Raw genomic sequence first — 24,468 nt, forward strand, 5'->3', positions numbered from 1 at the left:
GATCCCTCGGGATCATGCTCCATCCCCTCCTCCGCTTCCTTTTCCGATACTTTCGAGAGAGAGACATCATGCGCACTTTTCGTGGCGGCCTGCTGATCGGGCTTGCGGTCGCCGTGCTGGTCGGCGTTCTCGCCATCATCTATGAATTCTACGACACCCGCACCCTGAAGCGCACCGTGCGCCGCGGCGAAGTGCTGTGCGGCGTCAACAAGGGCCTGCCGGGCTTCTCGTATTCGGAAGACAACAAGAACTGGAGCGGCTTCGACGTCGATTTCTGCCGCGCGGTGGCGGCTGCGATCTTCAACGATCCCGGCAAGGCGAAGATGATTCCGCTCGACGCCAGCGAGCGCTTCAAGGAGCTGCAGAGCCGGAAGGTCGACATCCTCTCGCGCAACACCACCTGGAGCATGGCGCGCGAACTCGAGTATGACCTCTATTTCCCTGCCATCGCTTATTACGACGGCGCCGGCTTCATGCTGCCGCGCTCGCGCAACAAGGAGACGTCGCTGGATCTGACCGGCAGCAAAGTCTGCGTGCAGGCCAACACCACGACGGCGCTCAACGTCGCCGATTACTTCCGCGTCAACAACATGAAGTATGAAGAGGTGAAGTTCGACAACCTCGCCGACGTGGTCAAGGCCTACGACACCGGAAAGTGCGACACGTTCTCCGCCGACGTTTCTCAGCTCTATGCTCTGCGGCTGAACTTGACGAAGCCCGGCGACCACATGATCCTGCCGGACATGATCTCCAAGGAGCCGCTCGCCCCCGTCGTGCGCCAGCGCGACGACGACTGGATGATGATCGTGAAGTGGACGCTGTACGCCATGATCAACGCCGAGGAGCTCGGCGTGTCCTCGGAGAACATCGACGAGGCCCTGAAGTCGAAGAAGCCGGAAGTGATGCGCCTCGTCGGCACCGATGGCAATTACGGCGAGCAGCTCGGCCTCACCAAGGACTGGGCCGCGCGCATCATCCGCCACGTCGGCAATTACGGCGAGATGTATGATCGCAACATCGGCGAGAAGTCGAAACTGAAGATCCCGCGCGGCATGAACCAGCTGTGGAACGCAGGCGGCGTGCAATACGCGCCGCCAATGCGGTAAGGCGGTCTAACCACCGTCATTGCGAGGAGCGCAGCGACGAAGCAATCCAGACTGTCTCCACGGCAAGATTCTGGATTGCTTCGCTGCGCTCGCAATGACGAGATTGGGGCAGGCGCTCTCTACACTCTCAACTGTCATCGCCCGGCTCGACCGGGCGATCCAGTATTCCAGAGACTTCAAACGTATGCGGAGAGGCCGCGGCGTACTGGGTCGCCCGGTCAAGCCGGGCGACGACACCGAGGGTGTGGCGCGCCTCGCGCTCCAACCCCGCCTCAATACCCCCGCGACCTTGCCAACTGCTCGGTGTGGTAGTTCGCGTCGCCGAACAGCTCCTCGCAGACCCGCGCGCGCTTCATGAAGAAGCCGATGTCGAACTGGTCGGTCATGCCCATGCCGCCGTGCATCTGCACGCCTTCCTGCACCGCGCGCGTGGCGGTGGTGCCTGCGCGCGCCTTGGCGACGGCGACGGCGGGCGTGGCCTTGGCGACGTCGGCGTCCAGCGCCTGCAGCGCCTTCATGGTGGCGGCGCGGGTGATCTCGATATCGATATAGAGCTCGGCGGCGCGATGCTGCAGCGCCTGGAATTCGCCGATCAGCTTGCCGAATTGTTTGCGGCTCTTCAGATACTCGACGGTGCGGTTGAACACTTCATCGCTGAGGCCGACCATTTCGGCAGCGACCGCGCCGCGGCCGATATCGAGCACGCCATCGAGCAGGCCGGCCGCCTGGTCGACCTCGCCGAGCACGCTGTCGGCATCGACCTCGACATTGGCGAATTCGATCCGCGCCGCATTGTGCGCATCGACCATGATGGTGCGCTCGACCGCAACGCCCTTGGCTTTGGGATTGACCAGGAACAGCGTCAGGCCCTCGCGCTCGCCGGCGGCGCCCGCGGTGCGGGCAGCGACGATGAGGAGATCGGCGACATGGCCGTCGACCACCAGCGCCTTGGTACCCGACAGCTTGAAGCCGTTGCCGGCGCGCACGGCCCTAAGGCTGGTCTGCAGCGGGCGATGCTTGGCGCCCTCGTCGATCGCCAGCGTCGCGAGCAGCGAGCCGCTCGCGATCTTCGACAAATATTCCGATTTCTGCGCGGCATTGCCGCCGCGGGACAGCACTGATGCCGCCACCACTGACGTCGCGAGGAAGGGCGATGGCATCAAGGTGCGGCCGATCTCCTCCATGATAATTCCGGCCTCGACGAAACCGAGACCGCTGCCGCCGAACTCTTCCGGCACCAGCAAGCCGGCGAAACCCATCTCGGCAAAGGAATGCCAAAGCTCCTTGGAGAAACCGGTGGGGTCCTTGCTGTCGCGCAAGTGCCGCAGGTGCGACACCGGCGCCTTGTCGCTGATCAGCCCGCGCGCGGAGTCGCGGAGCATGGATTGTTCTTCAGTGAGGACGAGGGCCATGGGCGTGTTTCCGATTCGTAATCTATTTGGTAGTTCGTCATTCCGGGATGGCCCGAAGGGCCAGGCCCGGAATCCATCGAGCGGCAGAGTTGGTGGATAGATGGATTCCGGGCTCGCGACTTCGTCGCGCCCCGGAATGACGGAAAGCCTCACGCCCCCGGCAGGTCCAGGATGCGCTTGGCGACGATGCCGAGCATGACCTCGCTCGTGCCGCCCTCGATCGAATTGGCCTTGGTGCGCAGCCAGGCGCGCGGGCGGGCGCCCTTCCTGGAGCGCTCGCTTTCCCATTCCAGCGCATCGACGCCGCCGGCCGACATCAGGATCTCGTGGCGGCGCTTGTTGAGCTCGGTGCCGTAATACTTCATCGCCGAGGAGAATGCCGGATGCGCCTGCCCGGCCTTGGCGAGATCGACTGCGCGCTCGGCGCAGGCAGCCAGCGCGGCTTCGTCGACGTCGAACGTCGCGATCTGGCCGCGCAGCATCGCATCGTCCAGCCTGCCTTGCCCATCGGTGCCGACGGAATCGGCCGCGATCTGGCCGAGCGGCCGGCCGACGCCGCGCTCGCCCATCCCTGAGATCATCGCGCGCTCGTGCTGGAGCAGATATTTCGCAACGTCCCAGCCGCGGTTGATGGTGCCGACCACATGCGACTTCGGCACCCGGACATTGTCGAAGAAGGTCTCGCAGAACGGCGAATAGCCGGAGATCAAGAGGATCGGCTTGGTCGAGACGCCCTTCGAGGTCATGTCGAACAGGATGAAGCTGATGCCGTCATGCTTCTTCGCGGTCGGGTCGGTGCGGACCAGGCAGAAGATCCAGTCGGCGTAATTGGCGTAGGACGTCCAGATCTTCGAACCCGTGATGATGAAGTCGTCGCCGTCGCTCTCGGCGCGGGTCTGGAGCGAGGCGAGATCGGAGCCGGCGTTCGGCTCGGAATAGCCCTGGCACCAGCGGATCTCGCCGGCCGCGATCTTCGGCAGGTGCTCCTTCTTCTGTGCGTCGTTGCCGTATTTGAGCAGCGCCGGCCCGAGCATCCAGATGCCGAAGCTCGACAGCGGCGGCCGCGCGCCGATCCGCGCCATCTCGGCGCGCAGCACCTTGTGCTCGGCCGCGCTGAGGCCACCGCCGCCATATTCCCTCGGCCAATCCGGTACGGTCCAGCCCTTGTCGCGCATGCGTTCGAACCAGATGCGCTGCGGCTCGGACGAGAATTTCGCGTTGCGCCCGCCCCAGAACACGTCGGCGTCCGAGGTTGCGGGCTTGCGCATCTCCGGCGGGCAATTGGCTTCCAGCCAGGCGCGTGTCTCGTTGCGGAATGTGTCGAGATCGGCGGCTTCAGTATCGCTGGCTTTGAGATCGCTCATGATCGTTTCCATCACCCAAAATTCGAATTGTTGTCGCCGAGTCTGGGCCAAGCCCCCGCGGAATTCAACCACTTATCGGTTATAGTCGCCGCTGCGGCGAGCCTTGAAAACAAAGAGGAAACGACAATGCGCCTAAAGCTTCTTTCGCCTGGCGAAATGAACGAGAGCCAGCGGCAGACCTATGACGAGTCGATCGCCGGCAAGCGCGGCAAGCCGCCGGCGCCGATGATGGCCTGGCTGAACAGCCCCGAGATGGCGCGACATGCCACGCGGCTCGGCGAGGTGCTGCGCTTCGACACGATCTTCCCGGCGAAGCTCTCTGAGATCGCGATCCTGGTGACGGCGCGGCACTGGACCGCGCATTACGAATGGTATGCGCACAAGCGCCTGGCGCTTGCCGGCGGCATGAAGCCTGAGATCATCGCGGCGATCCGCGACCGCCGCACGCCCGACTTCGACGATCCCGAGGGGAAGATGATCTACGATCTCGCAAAGTCGCTGCATGAGGGCCACGGCGTCGAGAAGGGCCTCTACGACGAGGCGGTGAAGCTGCTCGGCGAACGCGGCGTGGTCGAGGTGATCGGGCTGTGCGGCTATTACACGCTGGTGTCGATGACGCTGAACACGTTCGAGTTCGGCCTGCCCGAGGGCGAGGTATCGGAGCTGGCATAGTTTCCCATTCGGAAACGATGGGTTTCGCGTTTGGCCGTAGCACCGGCTCGGGGCCGGGCTTACGTGCATGTTTTCGATGGAGCATTCACATGTCGCAAAGCCCCGCCATTCCTGCCGGCACCAGGATCGGCCATGTCCACCTCAAGGTCGCTGACCTCGATCGTGCGCTCGGCTTCTATTGCGGCGTGCTCGGCTTCGAGCTGATGCAACGGATGGGCTCGGGCGCAGCCTTCATCTCGGCCGGCGGCTATCATCACCACATCGGGCTCAACACCTGGGAGAGCAAGGGCGGCTCGCCGCCACCGCCAGGCACGACCGGGCTCTATCACACCGCGATCCTGTTTCCGACGCGGCCTGCGCTGGCGGATGCGCTGCATCGGGTGCTCACGGCCGGCATTGCGCTCGATGGCGCCAGCGACCACGGCGTCAGCGAGGCGCTTTACCTGCGCGACCCCGACCAGAACGGCGTGGAGCTGTATTGGGACAAGCCGCGGGAGCAATGGCCGTTCGGGCCTGACGGGAAGCTCGCGATGGTCACCAAGCGGCTGGATGTCGAAGCGCTGCTGAGGCAGCGGCAGGGGTGAAATGCCTAGAGCGGAATGGCTTTAGGTTGATTCGATTGCCAGGGGTTCGGTGCAACCTCTCCCGCTTGCGGGAGAGGTCGGCGCGTCCGGGCGATGCGAAGCATCGTCCCGCGCGCCGGGTGAGGGCTTTCTCCTCTTGGGGATTGTCCCATTGCGGAAGCACCCTCTCCCCAACCCTCTCCCGCAAGCGGGAGAGGGAGCGCACCTCCGTCATTGCGCGATCAAGCCTCATTTCGTCGCGCTGATGGGCACGGCGCGACGTGCGCCGTTGCCCACCCTGCATGCGCCGAGCGATCAGCGTCCGGCGTCCATGTCGCCCGCCTCGCGCTGGCCGCTGAGCCAGAGCGCGAGCAGGGTCCAGAACGCGCCCGACAACAGATACGCACCCGAGGCGATGACGCCGAGATTGGTGGCGAGCAGCAGCGCGACCAGCGGGGCGAAGCCGGCGCCGAACAGCCAGGCCATGTCGGAGGTCAGCGCTGACGCCGTGTAGCGGTACATCTGCCTGAAGTTCGAGGCGATCGCACCCGACGACTGGCCGAACGACAGCCCGAGCAGGATGAAGCCGATCACCATGTAGATGGTCTCGCCGAACGCGCCGGCGTCGAGCAGCTGCGGCGCGAAGCCGCTGTAGACCGCGATCGCGATCGCCGATCCCATCAAGAGCGACTTGCGGCCGACGCGGTCGGCGATGATGCCGGAGGCCACGATCGCGGCGACGCCGAACACGGCGGCGACGATCTCGATGATCAAGAAGCGCACCGGGCTTTCGCGGGTGAACAGGAACACCCAGGACAGCGGAAACACCGTGACCATGTGGAACAGCGCAAAGCTCGCCAGCGGCGCGAAGGCCCCCAGCATGATGTTCTGGCCTTCGCGCGCAACCGTCTCCGAGATGCGCGCGGGCTGCAATTCGCGGCTCTCGAACAGCGAGGCGTATTCTTCCGTCGTCACCATGCGCAGGCGCGCGAACAGCGCCACGACGTTGATGGCAAAGGCGACGAAGAACGGATAGCGCCAGCCCCAGTCGAAGAAATCATCGGCCGAGAGCAGACCGGCAAAATAGGCGAACAGCGCGCTCGCGACGATCAGCCCGAGCGGCGCCCCGAGCTGCGGCACCATCGCGTACCAGCCGCGCTGGGAGGCCGGCGCATTCAGCGCCAGCAGCGAAGCCATGCCGTCCCAGGCGCCGCCCCAGGCCAGACCCTGCGCGATGCGCGCCAGCGCCAGCAGCCAGATCGCGGCGACGCCGATCTCGTGATAGCCGGGCAGGAATGCGAGCGCGACGGTAGCGGTGCCGAGCAGGAACAGCGCCGACACCAGCTTGGCCGTCTTGCCGTATTCCCGGTCGATGGTCATGAAAATGACGGTGCCGATCGGACGGGCCATGAAGGCCAGCGCGAACACCATGAATGAATAAAGCGTGCCGGTCAGCTCGCTCGCGAACGGGAACACCAGGCGCGGAAACACGATCACCGAGGCGATCGCGAAGACGAAGAAGTCGAAGAATTCCGAAGTGCGGCCGATGATGACGCCGATGGCGATCTCGCCGGGACTGGCCTGGTCGTGGCCGTGCTCGCCCGTGTGGAGGTCTGCCATTGCGGGGGTCTGTGCCGTCGCCATTCGTGCGCCCTTAACGTCCTGAAAACCAAAGCCGACCGCCCGGCGGGACGCCAGGCAATCTGCCCCTGTCTGACCCAACCTCCCGCACTGCAACATTGGACAAATTGTCCAATGTCCGGATTGTTGCGCCGCAGCTACCCGTTGGCCCCGCAAAGGAAACTCATTCTCATAAGGCTCGGCCCGTGTCTCGTCTCAAGATCCTGGCGCTACTACCTCTGGCTGCCGCGCTCAGCGGCTGCGACTACGTCGTGCTGGCGCCAGCCGGCGATATCGCCGCGCAGCAGCGCGACCTCGTCATCATCTCCACCGTCCTGATGCTCCTGATCGTCGTGCCCGTGATGGCGTTGACGGTGCTGTTCGCCTGGCGCTACCGCCAGTCCAACACCGAGGCCCGCTACGAGCCGGACTGGGATCACTCGACCAAGCTCGAGCTGGTGATCTGGTCGGCGCCGCTCTTGATCATCGTTTGCCTCGGCGCGCTGACCTGGATGGGCACGCATCTGCTCGACCCCTATCGCACGCTCGGCCGCATTCATGCCGAGCGCGCCGTGGACCAGTCCAAGGCCCCGCTCGAGGTCGACGTGGTCGCGCTCGACTGGAAGTGGCTCTTCATCTATCCGGACTACGGCATCGCCACGGTCAATGAACTCGCAGCTCCGGTCGACCGCCCGATCACCTTCCGCATCACCGCGTCCTCGGTGATGAACTCGTTCTACATTCCCGCGCTCGCCGGCCAGATCTACGCGATGCCGGGCATGGAGACCAAGCTCCACGCCGTCGTCAACCACGCCGGCACCTACAAGGGCTTTTCGGCGAACTATAGCGGCGCCGGCTTCTCCGGCATGCACTTCAACTTTAGGGGACTCGACGACAAGGGCTTTGACGCCTGGATCGCGAGCGCCAAGTCCGCCGGCGGCTCGCTCGGCCGCGCCGAATATCTCCAGCTGGAGAAGCCCAGCCAGAACGAGCCGGTGCGGCGCTGGGGCACCGTCGATGCCGATCTCTACCGCCTGATCCTCAACATGTGCGTCGAGACCGGCAAGATGTGCCAGAGCGAGATGATGGCGATCGACGCCAAGGGCGGCAACGGCCATCAGGGCCTGAACAACACGCTGCCGCTCACCTACGACAAGTATGCCCGCCGCGGCGCCCCGCTCGGGCCCGAGCCGAGTTTCGTCGCCGGCACCTGCACGCCGGATGCGCCGCAGGGCAAGACCACCGCGTCGATCACGGCGCCCGTGGACACCGCGCCGTTGCTCGGCGCCGGCCTGAAGCGGCCGACCTTCACGCCGCTGAAGTCCTCGTCCTTCTTCCTCGGACAGCGTCCGAAGTCTGATTCCTAAAGAGAACGCGCATGTCTCCTGATCTTCTCAAGCTCATCTTCGGCCGGCTCGGCCTCGAATCGCTGCCGCTGCACGAGCCGATCGTCGTCGGCACCTTCGTGGTGGTGGCGCTCGGCGGCGCGGCACTGCTCGGCGGCCTCACCTATTTCCGCCTCTGGGGCTATCTCTGGCGCGAATGGTTCACCACGGTGGACCACAAGCGCATCGGCATCATGTACATGATCCTCGGCATCGTGATGCTGCTGCGCGGCTTTGCCGACGCGCTGATGATGCGCGGCCAGCAGATGCTCGCCTTTGGCGGCTCCGAGGGCTATCTCAACGCCCATCACTACGACCAGGTCTTCACCGCCCACGGCGTGATCATGATCTTCTTCGTGGCGATGCCGCTGGTCACGGGCTTGATGAACTACGTCGTGCCGCTGCAGATCGGCGCGCGCGACGTCTCGTTCCCGTTCCTGAACAATTTCAGCTTCTGGATGACGGTCGGCGGCGCGGTGCTGGTGATGGCCTCGCTGTTCATCGGCGAATTCGCCCGCACCGGCTGGCTGGCTTATCCGCCGCTTTCGAACATCGGCTACAGTCCCGACGTCGGTGTCGACTATTACATCTGGGCGCTGCAGGTCGCCGGCGTCGGCACGACGCTATCAGGCATCAACCTGATCTGCACCATCGTCAAGCTGCGCTGCCCCGGCATGACCATGATGAAGATGCCGGTGTTCACCTGGACCTCGCTCTGCACCAACGTGCTGATCGTCGCCTCCTTCCCGGTGCTGACCGTGGTGCTCGCGCTGCTGTCGCTCGACCGCTATGTCGGCACCAACTTCTTCACCAACGATTTCGGCGGCAGCCCGATGATGTACGTGAACCTGATCTGGATCTGGGGCCACCCCGAGGTCTACATCCTGGTTCTCCCGGCGTTCGGCATCTTCTCCGAGGTCACCTCGACCTTCTCGGGCAAGCGGCTGTTCGGCTACACCTCGATGGTCTACGCCACCGTCGTCATCACCATCCTGTCGTACCTGGTGTGGCTCCACCACTTCTTCACGATGGGCTCGGGCGCCAGCGTCAACTCGTTCTTCGGCATCACCACGATGATCATCTCGATCCCGACGGGCGCGAAGATGTTCAACTGGCTGTTCACGATGTATCGCGGCCGCATCCGCTACGAACTGCCGATGATGTGGACCATCGCCTTCATGCTGACCTTCGTGATCGGCGGCATGACCGGCGTGCTGCTCGCGGTGCCGCCGGCCGACTTCGTGCTGCACAACAGCCTGTTCCTGATCGCGCACTTCCACAACGTGATCATCGGCGGCGTGGTGTTCGGCGCGTTCGCCGGCATCAATTACTGGTTCCCGAAGGCGTTCGGCTTCAAGCTCGATCCGTTCTGGGGCAAGATGTCGTTCTGGTTCTGGGTCAGCGGCTTCTACCTGGCCTTCATGCCGCTCTACGTGCTCGGCCTGATGGGCGTGACCCGTCGCCTGCGCGTGTTCGACGATCCGTCCTTGCAGATCTGGTTCGTCATCGCCGCGATCGGTGCCGTGTTCGTCTTCATCGGCATTCTCTCGATGCTGATGCAGTTTGCGGTCAGCCTGCTCAAGCGCGAGCAGCTCAAGGACGTCACCGGCGATCCCTGGGATGCCCGCACGCTGGAATGGGCGACCTCCTCGCCGCCGCCGGACTACAACTTCGCCTTCACCCCGGTCGTTCACGACAATGACGCGTGGTGGGACATGAAGCGGCGCGGCTACCAGCGTCCGCTCACCGGGTTCAGGCCGATCCACATGCCCAGCAGCACCGGCACCGGCGTCATTCTCGCCGGCCTCGCCACCGCGATGGGATTCGGCCTGATCTGGTACATCTGGTGGCTGGCGGCTGTGAGCTTCATCGCGATGCTCGCCGTCGGGATCGGCCACACCTTCAACTATCACCGCGACTTCGACATTCCGGCTGAGGACGTCATCCGGACCGAGGACGCGCGCACCAAACTGCTCGCCGGAGCCAAGTAAATGACCGTTGCCGTCAATCCCTCGCAGACCGGCGAGCCGGTCTTCTACCTCGCCGACGAGCATCCGCATCCGGAAGGCTGGAGCACGTCGCTCGGCTTCTGGATCTACCTGATGAGCGACTGTCTCATCTTCGCGATCCTGTTCGCCACCTTCGGCGTGCTCGGCGGCAATTACGCCGCCGGCCCCGCGCCGAGGGACCTGTTCGACCTGAACCTGGTCGCGGTGAACACCTCGATGCTGCTGCTGTCGTCGATCACCTACGGCTTTGCGATGCTGACCATGCAACAGAACAAGGTCGCGCAGACGCAAGTTTGGCTCGCGATCACCGGTCTGTTCGGGGCCGCGTTCATCGGCATCGAGCTCTTCGAGTTCGCCCACATGATCCACGAGGGCGCCACGCCGCAGCGCAGCGCCTTCCTCTCCGCCTTCTTCACCCTGGTCGGCACCCACGGCCTGCACGTCACCTGCGGCCTGATCTGGCTGGTGACGCTGATGGTGCAGGTCGGAAAGTTCGGCCTGATCGAGGCCAACCGCCGCCGCCTGATGTGCCTGTCGATGTTCTGGCACTTCCTCGACGTGGTCTGGATCGGCGTCTTCACCTTCGTCTATCTCCTGGGAGTTCTGCGATGAACACCGATACCCACGCAGCCGGCGCGCACGACCATCACCACGAGGGCGGCCACGCCCACAGCACGTTCTCGGGCTACATGCTCGGCTTCGTGCTCTCGGTCGTGCTCACCGCGATCCCGTTCTGGCTGGTGATGAGCGGCGTGCTGCCGAGCAAGCAGATCACCGCGCTGGTGATCATGGCCTTCGCGGTCGTGCAGATCGTCGTGCACATGGTCTACTTCCTGCACATGAACACGACGTCCGAGAACGGCTGGACCATGATGGCGCTGATATTCACCATCGTGATGGTGGTGATCGCACTGTCGGGTTCGCTGTGGGTGATGAGCCACCTCAACAGCAACATGATGCCCATCCACCAGATGAGCGGCATGAAGTGAACGATATCGGGACCGTGACGGGCAAGGACGTAGATGCGCGCAGCGAGGCTGCGCGGTCCCCGTCCTTGTGGCTCACGGTCCTCTCGCTCGTCGCTTTTGTGCTTCTGATCGCGCTCGGCGTCTGGCAGGTCGAGCGCCGCGCCTGGAAGCTGGCGCTGATCGACCGGGTCGAGCAGCGCGTCCACGCGCCGGCGCAGCCGATCCCCTCGCCCGCGGCGTGGCCCGCCGTCAGTGCCGCAAGCGACGAATACAGGCACGTCAGCCTCAGCGGGCGCTTTCTGCAGGACGGCGAGACACTGGTTCAGGCCGTCACCGAGGAAGGCCCCGGCTATTGGGTGCTGACGCCGCTTCAGCGCGACGACGGCACGCTGGTGCTGATCAACCGCGGCTTCGTGCCGTCCGAGCGGCGCGACGCATCGACGCGCCGGGACGGCAATCCCGAAGGTCGGGTGGAGATCACCGGCCTCCTGCGCATCACCGAGCCGAGGGGCGGCTTTCTCCGGAATAACGTGCCCCAGCACAACCGCTGGTACTCGCGGGACGTCGCCGCCATCGCGGCGGCACGCGGCCTTCGCGAGGTCGCGCCCTTCTTCGTGGATGCCGACGCCGGATCACAAATTGCCGGCGGCCCAATCGGCGGATTGACCGTGATCCGCTTTCCCAATAACCACCTGATCTACGCGCTGACGTGGTTTGCCCTGGCTTTCATGCTGGCCGGCAGACTCTTCGTCACATTCGGCGGCGGGCTGTTCCGCCGCAGGCGCTTCGTCCACGACAAGGCCGGCGGCTCGGATGCCGTCGCCCGCAGGACGGGATCAGATGCTGGAACGATCGTCGAGCCGACCTGACGACGGGAAAACGCTTTCCCAGACGCTTGGGCGTAGCGGGCAAGCCGTCACGCTGCAATCGCAGGCCGACGCGCGCAGCGAGCTGATCGGCACCACGCCGACCGACGACGAGACCAACCGCAAGAACATGGCGCTGCTGATCCAGCTGCGCTGGACCGCGGTGGTCGGCCAGATCGTGACCATCGGCGCCGTGCATTTCGGCCTGGGCATCCCCCTGCCGCTGGAGCGGATGGGCGCGGTGATCGGCGCGCTGGTGCTGCTCAACGTCTCCAGCCTGGTCTGGGTGCGCCATCGCGCCGCGATCACCAACAACGAGCTGTTGGTCGCCTTGATGCTGGACGTCGCCGCGCTGACCGCGCAGCTCTATCTCTCCGGCGGCGCCACCAATCCCTTCACCTCGCTGTTCCTGCTCCAGGTGACACTCGGCGCGGTGCTGCTCGATGCCCGCTCGACCTGGTCGCTGGTGGCGCTGACCTGCGCGAGCTTCGTCTGGCTGACCCTGGCCTACCGGCCGCTCGATCTGCCACCCAATCCATTGAGCGAGACCTATACGCTCACGGTGCTCGGCATGCTCCTGGGCTTCGTGCTCAACGCCGTCCTGCTCGTCGTGTTCGTCACCCGCATCAACCGAAATTTGCGCGAGCGCGACGCCCATCTGGCGGCGCTGCGCCAGCATGCCGCCGAGCAGGACCATATCGTGCGCATGGGCCTGCTCGCCTCCGGCGCGGCCCATGAGCTCGGCACGCCGCTCGCCTCGCTCTCGGTGATCCTCAGCGATTGGCGCCGCATGCCGGATCTTGCCGCCGATCAGGAGCTTGCCGAGGACCTCGCTGAAATGGAGACGTCGCTGCAGCGCTGCAAGTCGATCGTCACCGGGATCCTGGTGTCGGCGGGCGAAGCGCGCGGTGAAGGCTCCTCGCCGACGACGGTGACGGCCTTCGTCACGGCGCTGGTCGATGAATGGCGCAATGCGCGCTCGGCCCGCACGCTCTACTTCGTCAACACCTTCGGCGAGGACGTCGCGATCGTCTCGGACGTCGCGCTGAAGCAGGTCATCTTCAACGTGCTCGACAACGCCTATGAGGTCTCGCGCGAATGGGTCGAGCTCGTCGCCGAGCGCGAGGGCGACAATCTCGTGCTGTCGATCTCCGACCGCGGCCCGGGCTTTGCGCCGGAGATGCTGGCGCAGCTGGGCAAGCCCTACCAGTCGAGCAAGGGCCGCGCCGGCGGCGGGCTCGGCCTGTTCCTGGTGGTGAACGTCGTGCGAAAATTGGGGGGCACCGTGACCGCCGAGAACCACAGGAAGCGCGGTGCCACCGTGCGCCTCACGCTGCCGCTTGCAACATTGGCGATCGGAGGGAATTTTGACGCCTGACCGTTCGCTCATCGTCGTCGAGGACGATGCGGGCTTTGCGCGCACGCTGAAGCGCTCGTTCGAGCGCCGCGGCTACGAGGTCGTGCTCGCCGCCTCGATCGAGGAGGTGCGCCAGGTGCTGGAGGAGCGCTCCTTCGGTCATGCCGTGGTCGACCTCAAGCTCGGCGGCGCCTCGGGCCTCGCCTGCGTCGAGCTCCTGCACACGCACGATCCCGACATGCTGATCGTGGTGCTGACCGGCTTTGCCAGCATCTCCACCGCCGTCGAGGCGATCAAGCTGGGCGCCTGCCACTATCTGGCAAAGCCGTCGAACACCGACGACATCGAGGCCGCCTTCCACAAGGCCGAAGGCAACGCCGAGGTCGCGCTCGATACGCGGCCGACTTCGATCAAGACGCTGGAATGGGAACGCATCCACCAGACCTTGATCGAGACCGAGTTCAACATCTCGGAGGCGGCCCGCCGCCTGGGCATGCACCGGCGGACGCTGGCGAGGAAGCTCGAGAAGCGCCCGGTGAAGTAGGCGGGCTATCGGATTTGAGAGCATTCCCTGCGGCTATCCTTCGAGACGCCCGCTTTAGGCGGGCTCCTCAGGATGAGGACGGAGTGCGTGGCTGCAGTTTCAACGAGCACTGAAGCTGACTAGCCTCATCCTGAGGAGGCGCGTAAGCGCCGTCTCGAAGGACGAGGCGTGCACACCGGCCGCTATTTGCCGAACCGCGCAATCAATTCGGTCAGCGCGACGTGGCCTGTGCACAACCCCGTTCCCGGATCAGAGCCGCCGTCCTCCAGAGCGGTGGCGTAGACGACCGCGGGATCGGCCTCGAGGCGAGCCCGCAGTGCCGCCAGCTTCGGCCAGCGGCTCCTCTCCGCAACCGCGTGGAAGTCGAGCCAGCGCGCGACGCCGACAAGCACGGCGTCGGCCAGCGTCGGCCGCTCTCCGAGCAGGAATTGCCGCGTTTCGATCATCCCTTCGAGCTTGTCATGACGCTCGATGACCCTTGCTGTGCCAAAGGCGCGCAGGGCGGACTTCGTCGCGGGCTGCATGGCTTCGGCTTCCATTGCGGCCCACAGCGGCGCGAAGGCGGCGGTGAAACCGGTATTCACGAATGCCATGAGCTGACGCATGCGATCGGCTTCCCGCGACAGCGGATCGAAGCTGATGCGACGTTCGAGATCCCTGGCTTCGAGCCAGGCCGCAATAGCCATGGTTTCCGTCAGCACCTCGCCCTGCTCGGTGACGAACACCGGCGTCTCATGTCGCGGATTGATACGGGCGTATGACGGGCTTCGCATCTCGCCCATCATGTCGACCCGGCACAGCCGATATGGCTTGCCCAGCCATTCGAGCGCCGCGACGAGCCCCATGGAGCTTCCCTTCGGGAAGCCGTAGAGTAGAATTGGGTCCATGATCCATTCTCCGTGATTTCTGATGATCACGCTGCGCAGCGGTGATGCGACCCTAGTCGCTCGCCGCGTCGAGTAAATTACGAACTTTTTTGTAACCTGGAGGCGCCGATGAAGGATCTCGTGTCGAGATGTCCCATCGAGGAAGTGATGCAGGTTCTGAGCGGCCGCTGGCCGACGCTGCTGATCTATTATTTGAAGCAGGGCACCAAGCGCTTCAGCGACTTGCGCCGCGACAATCCGACCATTTCACACCGAATGCTCGCACTCGAGCTTCGCAAGCTGGAGGACGCCGGCATCGTAAGCCGCACTGAATTCGGCGGATATCCGCTGCGCGTCGAGTACGATCTGACGTCTGCCGGTCACGCACTCGTGCCATTGATCGATGCCTTGGGGAACTGGTGGACGTCGGTTGCGGCCGCAGCTGACGGAGAGGCCCGTCGTGATGAAATCGGCGTCTCGGCAAGGACGCAGCGGCCTTGAAGCGAAGGCCCAAGTGAGGAGACTGCCGTGACAATGCTCGTCGAGCGATTCAACCTGCCGGCTGCGCTTTCGCCGGCGCCGAGCAAGCGCGATGCCGAAACAGTTCAGTTCGCGCAGGCCGCGCTGACGTCCGCCAAGCGGGAAGGCCTGCAACTCGCGGTTCGGGCGCGCTATGTCGCCCTCGTCGTCATTGCCTGCCTGCTGCTGATGATCAACCCGGCCTGGGAGCAGCTCTATTACGTGGCGCTGCTCGGCTTGTTCGCACTGATCGGTTGGGCCCAGGTCAGGGTCGGGCGGGTGGGCGTGTCGCGGCCGGAATTGGCGCTCCTGTTTTGCGACTTGGCGCTGCTGACGTGCGTCATCGTGATTCCCAATCCGTTCGGAGCTCCGCATTGGCCGGTCGCGATGCAGTACCATTTCGGCAACTTCATCTATTTCTTCGTGCTGCTCGCAGGCGCCACGCTGGCCTATACCTGGCGGACCGTCATTGCGGTCGGCGGCTGGACGGCTACGCTCTGGATCATCGGCATGGCCTGGGTGTGGTGGCAACCCGATCGCGATCCTGCGCTGACGGCCCGCATCGCGGCCGCGGCAGGCAGCGATCAGCGCTTGTTGGCGATGATCTCGCCCAGCGAGATCGGATTCCACATTCGCATCCAGGAGATGGTCGTATTCATGATCGTGGCCATGACTTTAGCGCTCGCGGTCCGCCGCAGCAACGACCTCTTGATCCGGCATGCCGCGGTGGAGCGCGAGCGCGGCAACCTCGCACGCTACTTCTCGCCCAATGTCGTGGCGGAATTGTCGCAGCAGGACGAGCCGCTGAAGCAGGTGCGCACGCAACACGTCGCGGTGCTGTTCGTCGACATCGTCGGCTTCACCGCCTTTGCTGACGCGCGCTCGCCGCAGGAGGTGGTGCGAACGTTGCGCGAATTCCACGGATTGATGGAGCAGGAGGTATTCCGCCACAGCGGCACGCTCGACAAATATCTCGGGGACGGATTGATGGCGACGTTCGGCACGCCCTTCGCGGGCGAGCGCGACGCCAGCAACGCGCTGCGATGTGCCCAGGCGATGATCGCCGCGGCGGACCGATGGAACGATCGGCGCGCAGCGTCAGGCGAGCCAAAGCTGCGCGTGAGCTTCGGCTTACACTATGGGCCGGTGGTGCTCGGCGACCTCGGGCAGACCTGTCTGGAATTCGCCGTGATCGGCGCGACCGTCAACGTGGCCAGCCGCCTCGAGGCCCTGACCCGCGCCTTCGACTGCGCGCTGGTGGCAAGCGACGATCTCGTCAGCCAGGCGAAGGCCGAGCTTGCCGGCGCGGCCGCAACGTTTCAGTCATTGGAGGCGCGAGAGCCGCAGGCGGTGCGCGGTATTCAGCAGCCGATCTCGATCTGGACCCAGCCGCGCGGCGCGTAGAGCGAACTCCCCGCTGCGGAAGGAAGCCAAACAAAAAGCCCGGCCATTCGGCCGGGCTTTTGATGGCTTGCGCAGAACGAAGCTGCTTACGCGGCCTCGTCGGCGACGGTGCTGTCGTCGCCATCGGTATCGTCGGTATCGCCCTCGGCATCCGTGTCGGCTTCGCCGTCGGCGGCTTCCGCCTTGGCGTTGGTGCGCCGCGGGCTCTTGGCGAGCTGGGCCTCGATCTCCTTGACCGCTTCGGTCTCGGTCGAGTGCTGCACCACCGCGATCTCGCGGGAGAGGCGGTCGAGCGCCGCTTCATAGAGCTGGCGTTCCGAGTAGGACTGCTCGGGCTGCGATTCCGAGCGATAGAGGTCGCGCACCACTTCCGCGATCGCGACGATGTCGCCCGAGTTGATCTTCGCTTCGTATTCCTGGGCGCGGCGCGACCACATGGTGCGCTTGACGCGGGCACGGCCCTTGAGCGTCTCCAGCGCCTTCTTGACCAGCGCCGGATCGGACAGCTTGCGCATGCCGACATTGGCGACCTTGGCGGTCGGCACGCGCAGCGTCATCTTGTCCTTGATGAAGTTGATGACGAACAGCTCGAGCTTCGCACCGGCGATCTCCTGCTCCTCGATGGCCAGGATCTGGCCGACGCCGTGAGCGGGATAGACCACGAATTCATTGGCCTTGAAGCCCTGACGCTGGGTCACGACCTTCTTTTCCTCGACCTTCGGCGCAGCCGCGGGCTTGGCGGCCGGCTTGGCGGCGACGGGAGCCTTGGCGGGCGCAGCAGCAACGGGAGCCTTCGGCGCGGCGGGCTTGGCAGCGGGGGCCTTGGCAGTCACAGGCTTGGCGGCAGCAGGCTTGGCAGCGGTCGCTTTCGCGGCCGGTTTGGCAGTCTTGTTAGGCATTGCGCTTCTTTTGTTCTTCGAGGACTTTGCAGCCGGCGCCTTCGTCGCGGTCCGACCCTTGGATGCGCTACGGCTGGCCGCGGCGACTTTTTTGGCCTCCTTATGGGAAGCCCTCGCTGAAGTACTCTTTTTACGCGTTTTCTGTGACACAGCCTGCGCGCGGAAACTGCCACGCCCCTGTTCGACATTTGGTTTCACGGGAACCCAGAGGGGCCAACGGGGCTGACGGGGTTCGGCTTAATGTGCCCAATATAGCACATTTCCCGCAAAAATCAATGATTTAGGGGTCTTGAGGGCTGGTTTTCGGCGGCAGCGCCGCTATTAGGGTTAAGTTTGGGCGCGAATTAGTCGCCGGAGCCCGGGTTCGGAGAAAAATATTTCTCGAACTTGCCCTCCATGCCGTCGAATTCCTTGGCGTCGGCGGGTGATTCTTTCTTCTGGGTGATGTTCGGCCAGCTCTTGGCGTAATCGGCGTTGACCTGGAGCCACTTTTCCAGCCCCGGTTCCGTGTCCGGCTTGATCGCGTCGGCGGGGCATTCCGGCTCGCACACGCCGCAATCGATGCACTCGTCCGGATGGATGACGAGCATGTTGTCGCCTTCGTAGAAGCAGTCGACCGGGCAGACCTCGACGCAGTCGGTGTACTTGCACTTGATGCAGTTTTCAGTGACGACGTAAGTCATCCAACGCTCCGAAAAGCTCTTTTAAAAGTCGCGGCTTGCCTAGCGCGGATGGCCCGGCGCCGCAAGGTCGGGAAGGCCCGATCATGACGGCTTTGTGTGTTTGACCGATCAAGAAATGAATACCAGGCGCAATTAATTGCGCGTCCCGAGCTCCTCGTAGAGCACGCGAGCCGAGGCGGCATCGCCACGGCGCTCGTTGAAGGCGGTGACCTTCAGCACGCGCACGCTGCGATCCAGCGCGATGGTGAGGACATCACCGGCCTTGATCGCGTGGCCCGGCGATGTCTCGCGCACGCCGTTGACGCGGACATGGCCGGTGACGACGAGCTCGGCCGCGGAGGTGCGCGCCTTCACCACCCGCGCGTGCCACAGCCATTTGTCGATGCGCTGCCGCTCGGTCGTCGTCGTGGGATTACTCCTTCCGCCCCAGCTGCTCCTTGAGCGCGGCGAGCTTGGCGAAGGGCGAGTTCGGATCGATCGGACGATCGCGCTCGCGCGGGTTCGCGCTGGAGGCGTAGGGACGCAGCGACGGACCGGACTCGCGATCTCGGCGGTCACGGCCCTTGTCACGGTCGCGGCCACGATTGTCGCGGCCCTTGTCGCGATCTCCGCCGAACTTCTTGTTGTCGCGGTTGCGATCGCGATCCTTGTCGCGGTCGCCCTTGCCCTGGAAGCTGCGATTGCGGTCGTCGCGGCGCTCACCGCCCTCGCCGCCTTCACGCGGCTTGCGGAAATCGCGGCGATGGCCGCCATGACGCTGGCGTTCGCCGCGCTTCTCGCCGTCGGCCGACTGCGCAGCCTCGCCTTCAGCAGGCGCACCGGCGGCCTCAGCGCCGGCCTGCGGACGCTGGTTGTGGTGGCGCTGGTGACGATGGCGCTCGTGGCGCGGCTTGCGATCCTCGTGACGGCCGCCGGGACGCCAGACCTCGACGAGCTCGGGCTCGGCGGGTGTCGCTGCGGCTTCGACCGGCGCGGCAGCATCGGGCGAAGCGGCAGCTTCGGTGGCGGCGGTCTCGGCGGCAGCGGCTTCGAGCCCGGCAGCCTCGACGGACGTTGCAGCCTCTTCTGCAGGCGGCGCGATGCCGGGGGCGTCTTCGGGCGTGACGGGCGCTTCTGAAGCTTCCAGCGCCGGCTCCTCGTGGGCCTCCTCAGGAGGGGGCTCGTCGTGCGGCTCCATGCTAGGGGCGTCTTCGACCGTGACGGCTTCGGCGGCGGCTTCAGCGGCCGGCGCCTCGGTCGGCAGGCCGGCAACGGCTTCAACCGCAGCCTCGGTCGAGGTCTCAGCACTGCCTTCAACGGGCGGCGTCGCGGCCGTAACCGTCTCAGTGACGACCTGCTCGGTGACGACAGGCTTTTGCGGCAGCGGCGGGCGCTTCTCCATGCGATAGCCGAGCGCGCGCAGCACGGAGGCAAAATCCTCGCCGGCAGATCCCGTGAGCGAGGTCATCGCCTGCGTCACCACGAAGCTGCGGCCGTCGAACGCGCCGGCGGGCTTTTCGCCGGGCGAATTCTCGCGCCAGGCCAGCGCCGGGCGGATCAGGTCGGCGAGGCGTTCCAGGATGTCGACGCGCACGGCGCGCTCGCCGGCCTGCTTGTAGCCGAGCACGCGATAGGCATCGCGCGGCAGCGCCTTGTCGACCGGGAACGAGGTGCGCCCCGAGGAGGCCAGATGCTGCGCCCCCGACAGCGCGGAGAGATCGACATTGTCCTGCTTCAGCGCCCAGAGCAGCGCGGCGAGCGCACGCGCGGCGGGCTTGAGCAGGCCGGGGAAATAGAGGTGATAGGCGCCGAAGCGGACGCCGTATTTGCGCAACGTCGCGCGCGAAGGCTGGTCGAGATCCTTCAGCTCGCTGGCAATCTTCGGACGCTCGAGCACGCCGAGCGCCTCGACCAGCTGATAGGCGATGCCGCGGGCGATGCCGGTGACGTCCTCGGCCTTCGACAGCTCGAACATCGGCCCGAGCAGCTTTTCGATGTGGGTCTTGAGCCAGAGCTCGAGCCGCGCCTGCACCTTGTCGCGGGGGGCGCCGGTCAGGCGCTCGTCCGAGATGATGCGGATGCGCGGATGCAGCGCGTCGTCTGCGGCGGCGAGCCGCGCCACCGCATCGCCGGTCCAGCGGATGATGCCTTCGGACGTCAGCACGAACTGCTCGTCCGGCGCATTGCCCAGCTTTTCGGCGCGCGCGTTGATCTCGCCGGCGAGCACCGCTTGCGCTGCAGCCTGCAAGGCTTTCGCATCGGAGCCGGCTTCCGCCGCATCCGGTGCAAAGGTGAAGCCATCGAGACGGCCGATGACATGGCCTTCGACGATGACTTCGCCGGTCTTGCCGATTTCAGTATTCAAGCTCGTGTTCTCCCGCAGGCGGCGCATCAATACACTGGTCCGGCGATCAACGAAACGCTCAGTCAAGCGTTCATGGAGCGCATCCGATAATTTATTTTCGACCTCCCGCGTGATCCCCTGCCAGCGTTCGGGGTCTTTCAGCCAGTCCGGGCGGTTGGCGACGAAGGTCCAGGTGCGGATCTGGGCGATTCGGGCCGACAGCGTGTCGATATCGCCGTCGATGCGATCGGCCTGGGTGACCTGGGACTCGAACCAGGCATCGGGAATACAGCTCTTGCGCATCAGGAAGCCGTACAGCGTCGTCACCAGCTCGGCATGGGCGGCCGGCGACAGCTTTCTGTAGTCCGGCACCTGGCAGGCTTCCCACAGACGCTCCACGGCGGCCTTGCCATGCGCGATATCGCGCACCTCGCCGTCGCGGGCGGCGTGATCGAGCACGCGCATGTCCTCGGCGATCGGCGCGCGCGTCAGCGTCTCGTGGCCGGGGGCGAGGTTCAGCGAGACCTGCAGCGCGCCGAGCGAGGAGAAATCCAGCTTCGAATTGCGCCATTGCAGCACCTTCACGGCATCGAAGGTGTGGTTCTGCAGCGCGTTGACGAGCTCGGGCTCGAACGGCGCGCAGCGGCCCGTGGTGCCGAAGGTGCCGTTGCGGGTGGCGCGGCCGGCGCGGCCCGCAATCTGCGCGAACTCGGACGGCGTCAGGCGGCGGAACTGGTAGCCGTCGAACTTGCGGTCGGAGGCAAAGGCGACGTGGTCGACGTCGAGATTGAGGCCCATGCCGACGGCGTCGGTGGCGACGAGATAATCGACGTCGCCGTTCTGGAACATCGCGACTTGCGCGTTTCGCGTGCGCGGCGACAGCGAGCCCAGCACCACGGCGGCGCCGCCATGCTGGCGGCGGATCAGCTCGGCGATGGCGTAGACTTCGTCGGCGGAGAAGGCGACGATGGCAGTGCGGCGCGGCTGGCGCGTGATCTTGCGGTCGCCGGCGAACTCGAGCTGCGACAATCTGGGCCGCGTGATCATGGAGACGCCCGGCAACAGGCGCTCGATGATCGGGCGCATGGTGGCGGCGCCTAACAGCAGCGTCTCGTCGCGGCCGCGGCGGTTGAGGATGCGATCGGTGAAGACGTGGCCGCGCTCGAGATCGGCGGCGATCTGGACCTCGTCGACGGCGAGGAAGGAGACGTCGAGATCCCTCGGCATCGCCTCCACGGTCGAGACCCAATAGCGCGGGTTCTTCGGCTTGATCTTCTCCTCGCCGGTGACGAGCGCGACGCTGGCCTCGCCGGCTCTGTCGGCGATCTTGTTGTAGACCTCGCGCGCGAGCAGGCGCAGCGGCAGGCCGATCAGCCCTGAGGGATGCGCCAGCATCCGCTCGATGGCGAGATGGGTCTTGCCGGTGTTGGTGGGACCGAGCACCGCGGTGACGCCCGCACCGGGTGCGCGCTCGGAGGCGAAGGGGGAGGAGGAAAAAGCCATGTCTGGGGATTAGGTAATGGCGATTTGGGCGAATGTCAGTGCGGTATGGGGCGGGGAGGGGGCTTGCTCTTCGTTCCTCATCCTTAAGGAGCGCGTCAGCGCGTCTCGAAGGATGAAGGCCCGGCTGGTGCTGCTGGGCAAGCCAAGCCCCTCGCCCTTCGAGACGGCCGCTTGCGCGGCCTCCTCAGGGTGAGGGGCACACCGAGGGTGTGGGAGCGCCCTCCCCAAATCCCGCGCAACTGTTTCACTTTGCGACGCTTTTCCCGTTCGCTTTAAGCCTCGGAACGACTCTAGAACGAATCGCGGCCGAATCGCTGACTCCCGATTGAGTCCCGTTCCGTTCACGCAACATGTCGCGGGACTCGTGTTGGTTGCGCACTAGATGGAGTTTTGCGGAGGCGCACAAGCGAGCGGGGTGGTTAAAGCTGGGGATGGCGGCGAGTCGAATCAGAATCGGGGAGGAGTCAAATGGATTCCCCGATTAGGGCCGTCAAAACACAAAGTGCGAAAACAACCCCATGCACAGTAGGTAAGTCATTGAAATCATTAGGGCGCGCTTTTGGAGACCCATTTCGCTCGTCATTCCGGGGCGCGACGCAGTCGCGAGCCCGGAATCCATCGGGCAACCGTCTGTGCCGCCTAATGGATTCCGGGCTCGCGCCAAGGGGCGCGCCCCGGAATGACGGCGGAGGGAGAGGCGCGGACTCTTCGCCTACTGCGTCTTCGCCACCCTTGGCGGCTGGGGGGCGGTGATGAAGCTCGTCGCTTCCAGCATGGCCGGCCCCAGGGGCGTCGGCACTTTCAGCCAGAACGGGACCAGGATGCGCGTGCCGGCGATCGGGGCGAACGCGATCTCCATGTTGCGCTGGGCGGCGAGGTATTTGATCACGGGGCGATCGGGGATGTAGCCGGCGATCGGCACGAAATAGATCGCGCAGACCACGACCGGGCCCTTGTACCCCTTCTCCGCCTTCACGGTCTCCATGCGCTTGAAATCGAGCTTGAGCTCGTAGCGCATGCGGCCGTCGAACACGGGGGCGGCGTTGTGGCAGGCCTCGGGCGCAACGGGATCGCCGGTGCCGGGCACGCGCAGCAGCGAGGCGGTCATCGGGTCCCACACGCCGCGGCGATGCGCGTCGGTGACGACGATGCGGTCGGGATCGACCGGCGGCTCCGGCAGAATGGCAAAATCCTTCACATTGCCCTTGTCGAGCGTGATGCGGATCTCTTCGGTCTTCTTCTGGGTGGTGGTGGAGGCCTGGTAGCCGGTCGCAACCAGCGCGCCATTGACGACGCGCCCCTGGCTCGCGCCGGTGCCGGACCCGCCCGTGAACGACTTCAAAAGTCCCGAGGTGCCGCCGGCCGCCGCCGCCGAAAACACGTCGTCCTGGATATCGATGTTCCAGGCGCCCTTGCCGACGGGAATGCCCGCCAGCGTCGCCTCATATTGCGCCTCGAGCTTGCCCTGCGCGGCCGCCGGCGCTGTGCCGGACGCCACGGCCAGCACAAGGCCGCAAAGCGCCATCAGCCGGCCGGCCAGACGCGGTCGGGCGAAGCGCAGATTCTGCGCAAAATGAAGCGTTATCGGCACGAAACAATCCAATCGGGGCGCGATGCGCTGTTACTTAAGCCAAAACCGGCGGCAAACAATGTGTCGGGGCCTGCAGCCCTGGGAACTCCACCGGACTCTTCGACGGCGAATACGCCCTTTATGTGATGGTAAGGCGCGACAATCATTGCCGTTTTGGTGATCGGGCGGTAACGGGGGGCGCTGTCATGCCCCGCGAAGGCGGGGCATCCAGTACGCCGCAGCGCCTATGGTCAGCCGCGCCGCCGCGGGGTACTAGATCGCCCGGTCAAGCCGGGCGATGACACCTGTTGTGGGGCACGAGATCGCCACCCAAAACCTTGACGCAGGGCCCCTTCCCCCCTATACGTCCGCCCGCTCCCTGCAAGGACGAAAGAATTTGCCCCCGTGGCGCCGAAATGGCGGCCGCACTCGTTGGGGGTTCGAACTAAAGGATTTATGCCATGTCTCGCCGCTGCGAACTGACGGCCAAGGGCCCCCTCGTCGGCCACAAGGTCAGCCACTCCAACATCAAGACCAAGCGCCGCTTCCTGCCGAACCTCGTCAACGTGACGTTCATCTCGGAAGCCCTGGGCCGCAACGTGCGCCTGCGCGTCTCCACCAACGCGATCAAGAGCGTCGACCACAATGGCGGCCTCGACGCCTACCTGCTCAAGGCCAACGCCGATGCGCTCTCCCCGCGCGCGGTCGAGCTGAAGCGCGCCATCCAGAAGAAAGTCGGCGACACGGCGCCGGCGAAGCAGGCGAGCTGAGATTTTTTGAATTGGGCGGGGGCTAAGTTGCGTCGCGTGGCGTAGGCTTAGCCGAGTAAGAGTTC

At 65.2% G+C, this 24,468-nt stretch carries 22 protein-coding genes; 13 read left to right on the top strand and 9 right to left on the bottom strand.

Going from position 1 to position 24,468, the window contains the following annotated elements:
- Nucleotides 1–68: 68 nt before the first annotated feature.
- Nucleotides 69–1,106 carry an amino acid ABC transporter substrate-binding protein gene (locus tag ACNJYA_RS37270; RefSeq protein ID WP_439401735.1) on the top strand — a complete coding sequence of 346 codons (1,038 nt, stop codon included), beginning with the start codon at nucleotides 69–71 and terminating at the stop codon, nucleotides 1,104–1,106.
- Nucleotides 1,107–1,378: 272 nt separating this feature from the next.
- On the opposite strand, the gene ACNJYA_RS37275 is transcribed toward ACNJYA_RS37270, so the two are convergent.
- The gene (locus tag ACNJYA_RS37275; RefSeq protein WP_439401736.1) at nucleotides 1,379–2,518 is read right to left on the bottom strand and encodes an acyl-CoA dehydrogenase family protein; all 1,140 of its coding nucleotides are present in this window, start codon (nucleotides 2,516–2,518) and stop codon (nucleotides 1,379–1,381) included.
- A gap of 149 nt (nucleotides 2,519–2,667) precedes the next feature.
- Nucleotides 2,668–3,882, bottom strand: coding sequence for an acyl-CoA dehydrogenase family protein (locus ACNJYA_RS37280; protein WP_439401737.1), 1,215 nt, complete (start codon nucleotides 3,880–3,882; stop codon nucleotides 2,668–2,670).
- Between the two features lie 126 nt (nucleotides 3,883–4,008).
- Between ACNJYA_RS37280 and ACNJYA_RS37285 the strand changes: the two genes are divergently transcribed.
- Complete coding sequence (locus ACNJYA_RS37285; protein WP_439364888.1) at nucleotides 4,009–4,554, top strand: carboxymuconolactone decarboxylase family protein; 546 nt, start codon at nucleotides 4,009–4,011, stop codon at nucleotides 4,552–4,554.
- Between the two features lie 89 nt (nucleotides 4,555–4,643).
- Nucleotides 4,644–5,138: a VOC family protein gene (locus ACNJYA_RS37290; protein ID WP_212255956.1), complete on the top strand. Its 495-nt coding sequence runs from the start codon at nucleotides 4,644–4,646 to the stop codon at nucleotides 5,136–5,138.
- A 294-nt stretch (nucleotides 5,139–5,432) separates the two neighbouring features.
- Here the strand turns inward: ACNJYA_RS37290 and ACNJYA_RS37295 are convergent, their stop codons facing one another.
- Complete coding sequence (locus tag ACNJYA_RS37295; RefSeq protein WP_172786195.1) at nucleotides 5,433–6,761, bottom strand: MFS transporter; 1,329 nt, start codon at nucleotides 6,759–6,761, stop codon at nucleotides 5,433–5,435.
- Between the two features lie 182 nt (nucleotides 6,762–6,943).
- Here ACNJYA_RS37295 and cyoA point away from each other — a divergent pair, with 182 nt between their 5' ends.
- Genes cyoA through ACNJYA_RS37330 form a run of 7 tightly spaced genes read left to right on the top strand, consistent with a single transcriptional unit; the run spans nucleotide 6,944 to nucleotide 13,866 of the window.
- The gene (gene cyoA / locus ACNJYA_RS37300) at nucleotides 6,944–8,104 is read left to right on the top strand and encodes a ubiquinol oxidase subunit II (RefSeq protein ID WP_439401738.1); all 1,161 of its coding nucleotides are present in this window, start codon (nucleotides 6,944–6,946) and stop codon (nucleotides 8,102–8,104) included.
- Nucleotides 8,105–8,115: 11 nt separating this feature from the next.
- Nucleotides 8,116–10,113 carry a cytochrome o ubiquinol oxidase subunit I gene (cyoB, locus tag ACNJYA_RS37305; protein WP_439364891.1) on the top strand — a complete coding sequence of 666 codons (1,998 nt, stop codon included), beginning with the start codon at nucleotides 8,116–8,118 and terminating at the stop codon, nucleotides 10,111–10,113.
- The gene (cyoC, locus tag ACNJYA_RS37310) at nucleotides 10,114–10,743 is read left to right on the top strand and encodes a cytochrome o ubiquinol oxidase subunit III (RefSeq protein WP_439364892.1); all 630 of its coding nucleotides are present in this window, start codon (nucleotides 10,114–10,116) and stop codon (nucleotides 10,741–10,743) included.
- Nucleotides 10,740–11,120 carry a cytochrome o ubiquinol oxidase subunit IV gene (gene cyoD / locus ACNJYA_RS37315; RefSeq protein WP_172786199.1) on the top strand — a complete coding sequence of 127 codons (381 nt, stop codon included), beginning with the start codon at nucleotides 10,740–10,742 and terminating at the stop codon, nucleotides 11,118–11,120. The genes cyoC and cyoD overlap by 4 nt, the downstream gene beginning before the upstream one ends.
- Nucleotides 11,117–11,968: an SURF1 family protein gene (locus ACNJYA_RS37320; protein ID WP_439364893.1), complete on the top strand. Its 852-nt coding sequence runs from the start codon at nucleotides 11,117–11,119 to the stop codon at nucleotides 11,966–11,968. The genes cyoD and ACNJYA_RS37320 overlap by 4 nt, the downstream gene beginning before the upstream one ends.
- Entirely contained in the window at nucleotides 11,940–13,343 is a 1,404-nt protein-coding gene (locus tag ACNJYA_RS37325) for an ATP-binding protein (protein WP_439364894.1), read from the top strand. The genes ACNJYA_RS37320 and ACNJYA_RS37325 overlap by 29 nt, the downstream gene beginning before the upstream one ends.
- Nucleotides 13,333–13,866 carry a response regulator transcription factor gene (locus tag ACNJYA_RS37330; protein WP_025033366.1) on the top strand — a complete coding sequence of 178 codons (534 nt, stop codon included), beginning with the start codon at nucleotides 13,333–13,335 and terminating at the stop codon, nucleotides 13,864–13,866. The genes ACNJYA_RS37325 and ACNJYA_RS37330 overlap by 11 nt, the downstream gene beginning before the upstream one ends.
- A 182-nt stretch (nucleotides 13,867–14,048) precedes the next feature.
- Here the strand turns inward: ACNJYA_RS37330 and ACNJYA_RS37335 are convergent, their stop codons facing one another.
- On the bottom strand, nucleotides 14,049–14,753 hold the full coding sequence (locus tag ACNJYA_RS37335) for a glutathione S-transferase family protein (protein WP_439364895.1): 705 nt from the start codon (nucleotides 14,751–14,753) through the stop codon (nucleotides 14,049–14,051).
- Nucleotides 14,754–14,861: 108 nt separating this feature from the next.
- Between ACNJYA_RS37335 and ACNJYA_RS37340 the strand changes: the two genes are divergently transcribed.
- Both ACNJYA_RS37340 and ACNJYA_RS37345 read left to right on the top strand, forming a co-directional pair.
- Complete coding sequence (locus ACNJYA_RS37340) at nucleotides 14,862–15,233, top strand: winged helix-turn-helix transcriptional regulator (RefSeq protein ID WP_212255946.1); 372 nt, start codon at nucleotides 14,862–14,864, stop codon at nucleotides 15,231–15,233.
- Nucleotides 15,234–15,266: 33 nt separating this feature from the next.
- Nucleotides 15,267–16,655: an adenylate/guanylate cyclase domain-containing protein gene (locus ACNJYA_RS37345; protein ID WP_439367557.1), complete on the top strand. Its 1,389-nt coding sequence runs from the start codon at nucleotides 15,267–15,269 to the stop codon at nucleotides 16,653–16,655.
- An 86-nt stretch (nucleotides 16,656–16,741) separates the two neighbouring features.
- On the opposite strand, the gene ACNJYA_RS37350 is transcribed toward ACNJYA_RS37345, so the two are convergent.
- From ACNJYA_RS37350 to ACNJYA_RS37370, 5 genes are all read right to left on the bottom strand, one after another.
- On the bottom strand, nucleotides 16,742–17,554 hold the full coding sequence (locus ACNJYA_RS37350; protein WP_172786205.1) for a CarD family transcriptional regulator: 813 nt from the start codon (nucleotides 17,552–17,554) through the stop codon (nucleotides 16,742–16,744).
- 344 nt (nucleotides 17,555–17,898) lie between these two features.
- Nucleotides 17,899–18,237, bottom strand: a complete 339-nt coding sequence (gene fdxA / locus ACNJYA_RS37355) for a ferredoxin FdxA (protein WP_018643465.1) — start codon at nucleotides 18,235–18,237, stop codon at nucleotides 17,899–17,901.
- A 132-nt stretch (nucleotides 18,238–18,369) separates the two neighbouring features.
- On the bottom strand, nucleotides 18,370–18,594 hold the full coding sequence (locus tag ACNJYA_RS37360; protein WP_439364896.1) for a S4 domain-containing protein: 225 nt from the start codon (nucleotides 18,592–18,594) through the stop codon (nucleotides 18,370–18,372).
- A 55-nt stretch (nucleotides 18,595–18,649) separates the two neighbouring features.
- Nucleotides 18,650–22,063, bottom strand: a complete 3,414-nt coding sequence (locus ACNJYA_RS37365) for a helicase-related protein (RefSeq protein ID WP_439401739.1) — start codon at nucleotides 22,061–22,063, stop codon at nucleotides 18,650–18,652.
- 712 nt (nucleotides 22,064–22,775) lie between these two features.
- A complete protein-coding gene (locus ACNJYA_RS37370) occupies nucleotides 22,776–23,588 on the bottom strand; it encodes a DUF3108 domain-containing protein (RefSeq protein WP_439403516.1) in 813 nt (270 codons plus the stop codon).
- A 506-nt stretch (nucleotides 23,589–24,094) separates the two neighbouring features.
- On the opposite strand from ACNJYA_RS37370, the gene rpmB reads away from it, so the two are divergent.
- The gene (rpmB, locus tag ACNJYA_RS37375; protein ID WP_260381277.1) at nucleotides 24,095–24,403 is read left to right on the top strand and encodes a 50S ribosomal protein L28; all 309 of its coding nucleotides are present in this window, start codon (nucleotides 24,095–24,097) and stop codon (nucleotides 24,401–24,403) included.
- Nucleotides 24,404–24,468: the final 65 nt, after the last annotated feature.

The sequence above is a fragment of the Bradyrhizobium sp. BLXBL-01 genome, assembly GCF_051853025.1.
GTDB lineage: Bacteria > Pseudomonadota > Alphaproteobacteria > Rhizobiales > Xanthobacteraceae > Bradyrhizobium.

Coding starts and splice junctions, on each gene's coding strand:
- ACNJYA_RS37270 (WP_439401735.1), top strand. CDS start 69: ATGCGCACTTTTCGTGGCGGCCTGCTGATCGGGCTTGCGGTCGCCGTG.
- ACNJYA_RS37285 (WP_439364888.1), top strand. CDS start 4,009: ATGCGCCTAAAGCTTCTTTCGCCTGGCGAAATGAACGAGAGCCAGCGG.
- rpmB (WP_260381277.1), top strand. CDS start 24,095: ATGTCTCGCCGCTGCGAACTGACGGCCAAGGGCCCCCTCGTCGGCCAC.
- ACNJYA_RS37365 (WP_439401739.1), bottom strand. CDS start 22,063: ATGGCTTTTTCCTCCTCCCCCTTCGCCTCCGAGCGCGCACCCGGTGCG.
- ACNJYA_RS37340 (WP_212255946.1), top strand. CDS start 14,862: ATGAAGGATCTCGTGTCGAGATGTCCCATCGAGGAAGTGATGCAGGTT.
- cyoD (WP_172786199.1), top strand. CDS start 10,740: ATGAACACCGATACCCACGCAGCCGGCGCGCACGACCATCACCACGAG.
- ACNJYA_RS37295 (WP_172786195.1), bottom strand. CDS start 6,761: ATGGCGACGGCACAGACCCCCGCAATGGCAGACCTCCACACGGGCGAG.
- ACNJYA_RS37325 (WP_439364894.1), top strand. CDS start 11,940: ATGCTGGAACGATCGTCGAGCCGACCTGACGACGGGAAAACGCTTTCC.
- ACNJYA_RS37345 (WP_439367557.1), top strand. CDS start 15,267: ATGCTCGTCGAGCGATTCAACCTGCCGGCTGCGCTTTCGCCGGCGCCG.
- ACNJYA_RS37275 (WP_439401736.1), bottom strand. CDS start 2,518: ATGGCCCTCGTCCTCACTGAAGAACAATCCATGCTCCGCGACTCCGCG.
- ACNJYA_RS37335 (WP_439364895.1), bottom strand. CDS start 14,753: ATGGACCCAATTCTACTCTACGGCTTCCCGAAGGGAAGCTCCATGGGG.
- cyoC (WP_439364892.1), top strand. CDS start 10,114: ATGACCGTTGCCGTCAATCCCTCGCAGACCGGCGAGCCGGTCTTCTAC.
- ACNJYA_RS37280 (WP_439401737.1), bottom strand. CDS start 3,882: ATGAGCGATCTCAAAGCCAGCGATACTGAAGCCGCCGATCTCGACACA.
- ACNJYA_RS37350 (WP_172786205.1), bottom strand. CDS start 17,554: ATGCCTAACAAGACTGCCAAACCGGCCGCGAAAGCGACCGCTGCCAAG.
- cyoB (WP_439364891.1), top strand. CDS start 8,116: ATGTCTCCTGATCTTCTCAAGCTCATCTTCGGCCGGCTCGGCCTCGAA.
- ACNJYA_RS37370 (WP_439403516.1), bottom strand. CDS start 23,588: ATGGCGCTTTGCGGCCTTGTGCTGGCCGTGGCGTCCGGCACAGCGCCG.
- ACNJYA_RS37290 (WP_212255956.1), top strand. CDS start 4,644: ATGTCGCAAAGCCCCGCCATTCCTGCCGGCACCAGGATCGGCCATGTC.
- fdxA (WP_018643465.1), bottom strand. CDS start 18,237: ATGACTTACGTCGTCACTGAAAACTGCATCAAGTGCAAGTACACCGAC.